Origin of the sequence: Maricaulis sp. (assembly GCF_039978735.1) — a bacterium.
GTDB lineage: Bacteria > Pseudomonadota > Alphaproteobacteria > Caulobacterales > Maricaulaceae > Maricaulis.
Genome location: NZ_JBDWAS010000050.1, coordinates 1 through 9,906, shown reverse-complemented (window position 1 = coordinate 9,906; position 9,906 = coordinate 1). Strand labels below are relative to the sequence as shown.

Here is a 9,906-nt window from a genome sequence, read left to right as displayed (position 1 = left end):
ACGCACAAACTCCCGCCGCTCATCCATCGCACAAACCTCGCGCCAGACCATCGCCGCCTCCTGTCCAAGAGACGAAATCCAAGCCACAAGGTGTCAACCATGTCTCCGAACACCCGTTAATGATGTCCCCGGGCTGAACACTTGTGCCGGGGCCCGGCACAAAGAGGCGTGCCTGGCTCCCAGCTTCGCGCTTTCTGAGCCAGACCCGGAAACTCAACCGGGCCCCGGAATTCGCTCCGCTCCTCCGGGGGAAGCGGGGAGGTGAGTTTGAGTGAAAACCATCTCTCACTTTCCCCGGCCCTGTGCCGGGGTCTGGCATGCAGTAAGAAGAGATGCTATCTAAGGTGGTGTTTTGAAAACCGGTTACCCATGGCCTTCAACCACCCCGAAGCAATCTACATCATGGCCAGCCGGCCGCGCGGTGCACTGTATGTCGGCCGCACCACATGCCTGGTGGGACGCGTCGAGCAGCATCGTACAGGGGCCATGGCGGGTCATACGAGCAAGTACAAGATCCGCAATCTGGTTTACTACGAATGGCATGAAGGCTGGCAGGCGGCATGGGCGCGCGAGCGGCAACTCAAACGCTACCGGCGCGAGTGGAAATTCAACCTGATCGAAGCCGGCAATCCGGGCTGGAAGGACCTCTGGTTCGAGCTCATCGAGGATGATGGCATCCCGTTTTCCCCGCGCTGAAATGCCGGGCCCCGGCACAAGGCCGGGGAAAGTGACGGATGGTTTTGCCCCACACTCCAGTTTCCCCGGAGGAGCGAAGCGAATTCCGGGGTCTGGTGAAGGTGATCCCTGCAACGCCGGCGGTTTGGCTTCGTGATGGGGCTTTTCACCGTGCAAATCACCCATCGCACGCCAGGCCCCGGCACAAGGCCGGGGAAAACAAGAACAGCGGGAAGTCCGGTCCAATCCCCAACCTCACAGAACGGTAAGTTTGTCGCCACCTTGGCCGCGACCTATGCTCCGCCGCGGAGACACATATTGGGGAGGGGTATATGACCCGATTTATCGCAGCCCGCTTTGTTGCAACACTGGCGGCATCGACCATCCTGGCAAGCGCGCCGGGCCTGGCTTTCCAGGATAATGACGACGCGGAATGGGATGTTGCCAATCCGCCGCTGCCGACACGCTCGATTCCCATCGAGGTGAGCGAAGGCAGCTGGATGTCGCTGGATGTCAGCCCGGACGGGCAGACCATCGCCTTCGACATGCTGGGCGATATCTACACCATGCCGGTCACCGGCGGTGTCGCGACGAATATCTCGTCCGGCCTGCCCTGGGAGTACCAGCCGCGCTTTTCGCCGGATGGCAGCCGCATCGCCTTCACCTCGGACCGTGGCGGTGGCGACAATATCTGGATCATGAATGCGGACGGGTCCGATGCCCGCCAGCTGACGGATGAGAGCTTCCGCCTCCTGAACAATCCGACCTGGCACCCGTCGGGCCGCTATATCGCGGCGCGCAAGCACTTCACCACCCAGCGTTCGGCCGGCACGGGCGAGATCTGGATGTACCACGTGCTGGGCGGAAACGGCGTGCAGTTGGTCGAGCGTCCCAACGAGAATTTCCAGAAGGAGCTGGGCGAACCGATCTTCTCGCCGGACGGCCGCTACGTTTACTACACGCAGAATGTGACCTCGGGTAACACCTTCATCTACGCCCAGGATTCCAACACGGAACTGTTCAATATCCGCCGCTACGATCTGGAGACCGGCGAGATCGACACGATTGTCGAGGGCGCCGGCGGTGCCGTGCGTCCGGCACCGTCGCCGGATGGCCGCTACATGGCCTTCATCCGCCGCGACCGCATCCAGTCCGGCCTCTATATCAAGGATCTGCGCTCGGGCGAGGAACGCCGCCTGGTCGAGACCGTCGACCAGGACATGCAGGAAACCTGGGGCGTGACCGGCATGTATCCGAACATGGACTGGATGCCGGACAGCAGCGCCATCGTGTACTGGGCCGACGGCACCTTCCACTCGGTGAATGTGGCCTCCGGCGCGGTGACGGATATCCCGTTCCAGGTGTCCGATACGCGCGACGTGATCGACCCGCCGCGCTCGCAGGTCGAGGTGGCGCCCGACACGTTCACCACGCGCATGCCGCGCTTTGCCACCGCCTCGCCGGATGGCAGCCAGATCGTGTTCGAGAGCCTGGGTGTCTTGTGGGTGCGCGATGCGGCCGGTGGCGAACCGCGCCGCCTGACCCGCGCTGCGCCGGGCGAGCGGCGCGAGATCACGCCGACCTGGTCGCCGAACGGGCGCACCATTGCCTTCGTCGCCTGGGACGATCAGGCGCTGGGTTCGATCCGCACCGTGTCCGCACGCGGCGGCCGCGAGCGCACGGTGACGCCGGAACCGGGGCATTACGCCAATCCGCGCTTCTCGCCGGACGGTTCGACCCTGGTGTTCGAAAAGGACAGCGGCGGTTATCTGACGGCGCCGGAATGGTCGGAAACGACGGGCATCTACCGCGTGCCGGCCGGCGGCGGCGCGATGACGGAAGTGACCGATGGCGGTTCGCTGCCGCATTTCGGTGCCTCGAACGAGCGCATCTATTTCACCCGCGGCGGCGATGGTGCCAGCCTCGTCTCGGTCGATCTCAACGGTCATGAGGAACGCACCCACATCACCGGCGAGATGATCACCGAATACCAGGTCGCCCCCGATGGCGCCCATGTCGCCTTCCGCCAGAATTACGACGTGTTCGTGATGCCGCTGCCGCCGGGACCGCAATCGGTGTCGGGCGGATCGAACGGTTCGGCCCTGCCGACGGTGGAAGTGTCGGGCAATGGCGCGACCTATTTCCACTGGAGCGAGGGCGGCACGCATCTCAACTGGTCGATGGGGCCGGAATTCTTCTCCGTGCCGCTGGCGGATTTCCGTCCGGATCCGGCACGCGAGACCGAATACACACCGCCGGAAAGCGGTATCAGCCTGGCCATGACGGCCACGGCCGACCGGCCGTCGGGTGTGACGGCGATCGTCGGCGCCCGCATCATCACCATGGCCGGTGAGGATGGCGGCGTCATTGACGCGGGCACTATCATCATCGAGGGCAACCGGATCGTCGCTGTCGGTTCCAATGTCGAGGTGCCGGAAGGGGCCCGCGTGGTGAATGCCAATGGCATGACCGTGACGCCGGGCTTCATCGACGCCCACGCGCACGGGCCGCAGGGCACGGGCGATCTCGTGCCGGAGCAGAACTGGTCGGCCATTGCGCACCTGGCGCTGGGCGTGACCACGATCCACGACCCGTCCAGCCGGGCGAGCCATATCTTCACCGCCTCGGAATACCAGCGCGCCGGCACCTATCTCGCCCCGCGCATCTATTCCACCGGCGAGATCGTCTACGGGGCCCGCGCGCCGTCGGTCTATGCGGAGATCAACTCGATCGAGGATGCGCGCGAGCACGTCTTCCGCCTGGCATCCCAGGGCGCCCACTCGATCAAGAACTACAACCAGCCGCGGCGCGACCAGCGCCAGCAGGTTGTGGCCGCCTCGATAGAGGCGGGCCTGGAAGTGGTCGCCGAGGGCGGCTCCAACTACCACATGGACATGGCCATGGTGGCGGACGGCAATACCTCGATCGAACACAATCTGCCGCTCTCGATGATCTATGAAGACGTGCTGCAGATGTATTCCCAGACCGAGGTCGCCTACACGCCGACGCTGACGGTGACCTATGGCGGTCTGGCCGGCGATCCCTACTGGCGCCAGGCGATGAATGTCTGGGAGCACCCGATCCTGTCGCGGCATGCGCCGCCGCGTCAGCTGCAGGCCTCCTCGGTGCGCCGCACGACGGCGCCGGAAGAGGATTTCGTCGATGACGACAATGCCCGCACGGCCCACATGCTGTTCGAGCGCGGCGTCGATGTGTCGATCGGCGCCCATGGCCAGCAGGAAGGCCTGGCGGCTCACTGGGAGATGTGGTCCTTCGTGCGCGGCGGCTTCACCCCGCTGGAGGCGCTGATGACGGCGACGGTGATGCCGGCCCGCCATCTCGGCTTCGACAATGATCTCGGCACGATCGAGGAAGGCAAGCTGGCCGACCTCGTCTTCCTGCGGGCAAACCCGCTGGAGGATATCGGCAATACCGACGAGATCGAATACGTGATGCTCAATGGCCGTCTCTACGAGGCAGAGACGATGAACGAGCTGGTCACGGGCGATCATCAGCGCCAGCCCTATTTCTGGGAATAGGCGGCGTCTGCTTCTGAAAGGAGAAAAGCCCCGGACCAAGGTCCGGGGCTTTTTCTAGAAATTTAGTGCCACCCTTGAGAGGTTCTGCCTTTCGAGGAACCTTCTCACAGTCTCCTCAGCTCCCCAGAATATGTCGATATCAAAACGATAGGGCTCGTTCCGTCCCATCGAATTTCTGGTCCATGTGAGCCACAGGTTTGATTCGGTCGTGATGTCTTGATTTGCTCTACAAAATACAACTACCGCAATGAGTGCCCAAACTACCCTTCTCGGCATATGGATGTGCCCATTTTGAAGTCCAATAAGCCAATGAGACTTGTCCTCGTCTTCTTCTTCGGTTAGCACAAACTCGTCTGAAATTTCATGTCCGTGGGCGAGCGCGCATCTGAACGCATGGTATATTAAGTCGGAAAAATCAGGTCTCTCAATCGTTTTTCCATTGTCAGTTTTAATTGAAATATCTGGGAATCTTGTTTCATCTAAATTTATTCCGGGGCCGGAAAAGGCTTCAATTATGGTGTTATATTTTCTCAAAAAATCCTTGTATTCATTTCTTGTTATGGAGTTTTTCCCAAGGTCCTTTCTTGCACTGGCTTCTATCGCTGGACATATCAAGTCCAATGCAACAAAAAAATCACCGGCAATCGCGACGTGTAGCGCTGCAGTTACCCGTTCCTCAATTTTCATTGCCGCCTCATGCTCTTCACCAAAATAGGCTTGGTTTATAGAGGTTCCTCCTCACGAGCGTAAAACGGTGTTCTCGTCATGAGGAATTGAATGTGACGTAAATTGGGGCTTCAACCGCCGATCTGGAGGACGTGACGGCGGTTGAGCGGCAGGGCGGGACGGTAGGAGTGCGGGTGCCGGTCCTCGAACCAGGCAATCTGGGCAGCGCTCGCGGTAACGGCGTGGCGGAAGACCGTCCAGGTGACGACCTCGCTGCAGGGCGGGGTGGTCAGCGAGCCGGCATAGCGCCAGGCGCTGCGGTCGGCGGGCAGGAATTCGCCCAGATGGATCGAGGCAGCGACACCGCCCGACCCGCCCGGCTGCGGATTGACCGCCCAGACCGAGCCGAGGCTCGCCAGCGGCGCGCCGGCCTCGATCATCACACCGATCACGGCGAGACCGCCCGCACTGTCGGCATGGACGAAATGGACTTCCATCGGCGCATGGCGGCCATTGATCGTGTGTTCGCTGGCGGCGTGGAAGTGGAACTGGACGAGGGCGTATTCGTGACCGGCAATCGTCAGGCTGGCGCCCGGTTCGACATTCACCTGGATGGTGTGGCCATTGTCGATCACCGTGCCCGGAATGGTTTCCGGCCAGTCGATCGCCATGGATTGCAGGCTCAGCCCGCTGGCCGTGCCCAGATCGATCGGCGATTGCTGCTGGCCGGCGGCACAGGCGCCCCAGCTTTCGGACAGCTCGCCCCAGTGATCGGGGCCTTCATGACCTTCATAGGTCCAGTGCTGGGCCTGGGCGGAGGGGAGGATTGCCAGGCCGAAACCGGCCGCGAGAAGTGTTTTGCGCAAGGATGTCTCCCGGGAAAGGACGATGAAAACGCCCGCACCAGGCGCGGTACAGGTTCCGGAACCCTCGCGTGCGTTGGTTAAGGATACGCCACCTTGCGATCATAAAAAAATCCCCGGAAGCGCGGGCTTCCGGGGATTTTTCAGTCGCCATGGCGTGCGGCTGGGGGGTGGAGGGGCGCAGAATGCTGCGCCTGCACAATCCGTCAGGACCGATACAGAATATTTCGGTTCGATGACAGCGATTCGCTACCCCCAAAACCCGTTTTAAGGATGTGTGTTGCGCGGAATCCGCAATTCGGTTTTTCCGGTCAGCCCGTCGGATCGTCCGGCGACCAGAGCGGATGCTTGACCATCACGGCGGCAAAACGCGGCGAGGCGAGGTGATCGTCCAGCCAGCGCGACACGCCGGACAGACCCAGCCCGTCAAAGGCCTCGCGGTCGGTATGGGCGAACTGGCGCACGAAGGGGAAAATCGCGGCATCGGCCAGCGACATGCGGGCACCGAACAGCTGGACGCCGTCTGACAGCCGCGCATCCAGCTCTGCCAGAAAGGCGCTGGCGGCCTCGAAATGCTCGGCGGGGTCGGTGTCGTGGCGGGTGGCGTATTTGTAGCGGTCGAGATGGTGTTTGAAGTCGCCATCGCAGCGCGCGATCAGCGGCGCCATCGCCTCGCCGGGGGCGAGCCAGTCTTCCGGATCATTCTGCGCCAGCGCCCAGTGTGCCACGTCGAGGCTTTCCTCCAGCACGCGCCCGTCCGGCAGGACGAGCACCGGCACGGTGCCTTTCGGCGAGGCGTCCAGCATGGCCTGCGGCTTGTCGCGCAGCAGGACTTCGCGATGCTCGACAGAGATCCCGGCTGCGTGCAGGGCCAGCCGCGCCCGCATCGCATAGGGGCAGCGGCGGAAGGAGTAGAGGATGGGTGCGCCAGCGCTCATTCCGCGTCCGTACGGCGCCCGACATGGCGCTCGCCACGGGTTTCGGCGATCTGCTCCTGGCGGTGGCGCTCGGCATAGCGGGCCTGCTGCTCCTGCGACCGTGCGTCATGACAGTGCGGACAGCTGACGCCATCGACATAGAGCGGCGATTTCAGGTCCTCGGGCGCGAGCGGTTCGCGGCAGCCATGGCAGGTATCGTGCGTGCCCTGTGCGAGACCGTGACCGACCGCGATGCGACGGTCGAAGACGAAACACTCGCCCTGCCACAGGCTGTCGGCGGGATCGACGGTTTCGAGATATTTCAGAATGCCGCCCTTGAGGTGGAAGACCTCGTCAATGCCCTGCGCCTTCACGAAAGCCGTCGCCTTCTCGCAGCGGATGCCGCCCGTGCAATACATGGCGATACGGGTATTGGGGCGTTCGGCCCGGAACTGGCGGAACCAGTCGGGAAAGTCGCGGAAGCTGGCGGTGTGCGGGTTTACGGCACCGTCGAACTGGCCGATCCGCACTTCATAGTCATTGCGGGTGTCGATGGTGACGACATCGGGCGCGCGGATGAGGTCGTTCCAGTCTTCCGGCTCGACATAGGTGCCCACGCCGTCAACCGGGTCGATGTCCGGCACGCCCATGGTGACGATCTCGCGCTTCAGGCGCACCTTGAGACGCAGGAAGGGCTGTTCGTCGGCCCAGCTTTCCTTGTGTTCGAGACCGGCGCAGCCGGGAAGCGCGCGCAGCCCGTCCAGCACGGTGCGCAAACCGGCTTCCGGCCCGGCAATCGTGCCATTGATGCCTTCGCGCGCCAGCAGCAACGTGCCGGTGACATCGTTTTCGGCGCACAGCGATTTCAGGCGGGCCTGCAGGGCAGGGCCGGCGTCCAGCGGGACAAATTTGTAGAGCGCAGCGATCAGGTAGCGGGGCATGGTGTTCCGGTATCCGGGTTTCGCCCGCTCTATACCAGCTGGCACGCCCCTGCGTCAGCGGCGTGGCTGCACATGCCGCCTGCCGGCCGGTTCAGCGGTCGTTGGAGATGGCGGCGCGCGGCGCCTGGGCGCTGGGAATGTGCAGGAAGAAATGGCTGCCCACGCCGGGTTCCGATTCCACCCAGATCCGCCCGCCATGCAGGTCGGCGACGCGTTTGCACAGGGCCAGGCCGATCCCGGAACCCTCGATTTCGTCGGCGCCGTGCAGGCGTTCGAAGACACGGAAAATACGCTCGAAGTATTTCGGCTCGATCCCCATGCCATTGTCCGACACGCAGATCGTCGAACCGTCTGCGTCCGTGCGTGTCGACACATCGATCCGCAGCGGCCGGTCGGCGCGATACTTGATGGCATTGGAGACAAGGTTCTGCAGCGCCCGTGTCAGCAGGAAGCGGTCGGCCTCGACCGGCGCATCGACCTGCCAGCGCAGCTGGCCGCCGCACTCCTCGACCGTGGCGGCGAGCAATTCGTCGATTTCGCTGCGCAGGGCTTCCGGCGGGATCGGCTCGGCATTGACCTGCGCCATGTCGGCCTTGGTGTAGGACAACAGGTCCTGCACCAGGCGCTGGGCCCGGTCGGCACCGCGATTGATCCGCTTCAGCATCTGCTGGCTGCGATCGTCCAGGTCGATCTGGCGTTCAACCAGCAGGGAGGACATGCCCTTCATCGCGCGCAGGGGCGCCTGCAGGTCGTGCGAGGCATGGGCGGCGAAGCGCGCCAGCTCCTCGTTCTTGGCTTCGATGACGGCCTGGCTGCGGCGCAGTTCGGCGGTTTTCAGATCGACCTGCCGGCGGATCTCGGCGGTGCGCCGCGCATCCTTGAGCGCCAGTGCACCGATCGCCGCCGTTGCGAACAGGCAGAAGGCCAGCACCAGCCAGGGCAGGGGGCCGAATTGCAGGAGGTAGCTGCGCCGCGGCACGATGACGATATCGACCACGTCAAATGGCGCCTCGCCCGACCAGTGCAGGGCATAGGGCGCCGTGTCGAGCACGGAGGTCACTCCCATCATGGCCGGTGTGGTCTGCGCCCGCAGATCGGTATTGCGGGCGAGGGCGAATTGCGGACTGCCGTCATGAAGACTGGAAATCACCCAGGCCGGGTCGGACCGCAATTCGGTGGGTTGCACCAGGGCGTCGAAATCCGAGGTGACATAGGCGTAGGTGTAAGGACCGGACGAAAGCGGGGCGATGAGCACGAAAGGCACCTCGCCGGGCGCGGCAGCGGGCAGGGGCAGGAGGATGGTGCTCTGGGGTGCAGGCCCGCGTTCGAGCATATAGGCGACGGCGCGCCGGACCTGGCGCGCCGTATCGGCGCCGATGGCATGCAGTGCGGCGTCTTCGGAAACCAGTCCGAGATCGCGCACGGGCGGCGTTGCCACTTCGCCGTTGGCGACGCCGAATATCCCGATCACGGTTTGCGGTGGCAGCCCGGCATCGACCGCATTGGCGAGCTCGGTCAGCTCCGCCTCGATCGCGGTGAAGCCTGTCTGGATTTCCGCAATGCGCGCGGCCGCGTGATTGCGGAATTCGCGTTCCTTGGCCCGGCTATGCCCGAGAAGGGTGGCAAAGAAGAGCGCGAGGGAGACGATGACCCCGAACAGGATGATGGCAACCGGCGTGCGATAGGCTTCCAGCAGGCCGCTGAGCGTTTCATAGCGCGCCCCTTTGGATTCTGTACTCCTGGCGATATCGGGCCGGGTCAGATTCATGCGCTTTCCGTATCGTCCTCCGCTGCCATGTTGGTAAACCGGTCGAGCAGGACCGGCAGCAGGGGCAGCATCAAGACCGCCGTGGCGACCGAGGCCGCCGCTGTGAGCAGTTTCAGCACGCCTTCGATATAGTAGAGCGGATGCCACAGCACGACGATGTTCATGAGGTGGTTGATGCCGCAGAACAGGATGAAGATCCCGAACATCACGAAGGCCCAGCGGAAGGGGATGGGCCGGTTCAGCCGCCGCAGGAACAGCACGATGACGATCGGAATGGAGAAGTAGGCCAGGGCGATCGCCAGGTCGGCGATCACATGCATGCCCACAAGTTCCGGCCGCCACAGGTAACACATGCCGTGGGGCATGAAATTGTTGACGTCGAAATAGTCCATGATCGTTCAGCCCCCAACATGCTGGCATGTGGAACGCCACCACGCAGAATTATGTTCCGTTTCCGCAACTTAAGCGGCTAATAATAAATGAATACCCTCAAACTATTTACCGGAATTCAAAGAGAAGGCCCGGCAGCACAGGCTG

General features: G+C 63.1%; 8 protein-coding genes. 2 read left to right on the top strand and 6 right to left on the bottom strand.

The genetic code is table 11. The annotated features are described in order from the left end of the window. Positions 1-369 precede the first annotated feature (369 nt). Both ABJO18_RS15005 and ABJO18_RS15000 read left to right on the top strand, forming a co-directional pair. Positions 370-696, top strand: a complete 327-nt coding sequence (locus ABJO18_RS15005; RefSeq protein ID WP_348335746.1) for a GIY-YIG nuclease family protein — start codon at positions 370-372, stop codon at positions 694-696. Positions 697-1,007: 311 nt separating this feature from the next. Then, positions 1,008-4,214, top strand: a complete 3,207-nt coding sequence (locus ABJO18_RS15000) for an amidohydrolase family protein (protein WP_348335747.1) — start codon at positions 1,008-1,010, stop codon at positions 4,212-4,214. Between the two features lie 54 nt (positions 4,215-4,268). On the opposite strand, the gene ABJO18_RS14995 is transcribed toward ABJO18_RS15000, so the two are convergent. The 6 genes from ABJO18_RS14995 to ABJO18_RS14970 form a co-directional block, all read right to left on the bottom strand. Further along, on the bottom strand, positions 4,269-4,901 hold the full coding sequence (locus ABJO18_RS14995; RefSeq protein WP_348335748.1) for a hypothetical protein: 633 nt from the start codon (positions 4,899-4,901) through the stop codon (positions 4,269-4,271). Between the two features lie 110 nt (positions 4,902-5,011). Further along, positions 5,012-5,746, bottom strand: a complete 735-nt coding sequence (locus tag ABJO18_RS14990) for a carbonic anhydrase family protein (protein ID WP_348335749.1) — start codon at positions 5,744-5,746, stop codon at positions 5,012-5,014. 308 nt (positions 5,747-6,054) lie between these two features. Then, on the bottom strand, positions 6,055-6,681 hold the full coding sequence (locus ABJO18_RS14985; RefSeq protein WP_348335750.1) for a glutathione S-transferase: 627 nt from the start codon (positions 6,679-6,681) through the stop codon (positions 6,055-6,057). Next, entirely contained in the window at positions 6,678-7,601 is a 924-nt protein-coding gene (locus ABJO18_RS14980; RefSeq protein WP_348335755.1) for a rhodanese-related sulfurtransferase, read from the bottom strand. Before ABJO18_RS14980 ends, ABJO18_RS14985 begins: the two co-directional genes overlap by 4 nt. A 91-nt stretch (positions 7,602-7,692) precedes the next feature. After that, positions 7,693-9,369, bottom strand: a complete 1,677-nt coding sequence (locus tag ABJO18_RS14975; protein WP_348335751.1) for an ATP-binding protein — start codon at positions 9,367-9,369, stop codon at positions 7,693-7,695. Continuing rightward, a complete protein-coding gene (locus ABJO18_RS14970) occupies positions 9,366-9,761 on the bottom strand; it encodes a hypothetical protein (RefSeq protein ID WP_348335752.1) in 396 nt (131 codons plus the stop codon). Before ABJO18_RS14970 ends, ABJO18_RS14975 begins: the two co-directional genes overlap by 4 nt. Positions 9,762-9,906 lie beyond the last annotated feature (145 nt).

Excerpts from the sequence above, each read along its gene's own strand:
- ABJO18_RS14980 (WP_348335755.1), bottom strand. The coding sequence starts at position 7,601 with ATGCCCCGCTACCTGATCGCTGCGCTCTACAAATTTGTCCCGCTGGAC.
- ABJO18_RS14985 (WP_348335750.1), bottom strand. The coding sequence starts at position 6,681 with ATGAGCGCTGGCGCACCCATCCTCTACTCCTTCCGCCGCTGCCCCTAT.
- ABJO18_RS14995 (WP_348335748.1), bottom strand. The coding sequence starts at position 4,901 with ATGAAAATTGAGGAACGGGTAACTGCAGCGCTACACGTCGCGATTGCC.
- ABJO18_RS14975 (WP_348335751.1), bottom strand. The coding sequence starts at position 9,369 with ATGAATCTGACCCGGCCCGATATCGCCAGGAGTACAGAATCCAAAGGG.
- ABJO18_RS15000 (WP_348335747.1), top strand. The coding sequence starts at position 1,008 with ATGACCCGATTTATCGCAGCCCGCTTTGTTGCAACACTGGCGGCATCG.
- ABJO18_RS15005 (WP_348335746.1), top strand. The coding sequence starts at position 370 with ATGGCCTTCAACCACCCCGAAGCAATCTACATCATGGCCAGCCGGCCG.
- ABJO18_RS14970 (WP_348335752.1), bottom strand. The coding sequence starts at position 9,761 with ATGGACTATTTCGACGTCAACAATTTCATGCCCCACGGCATGTGTTAC.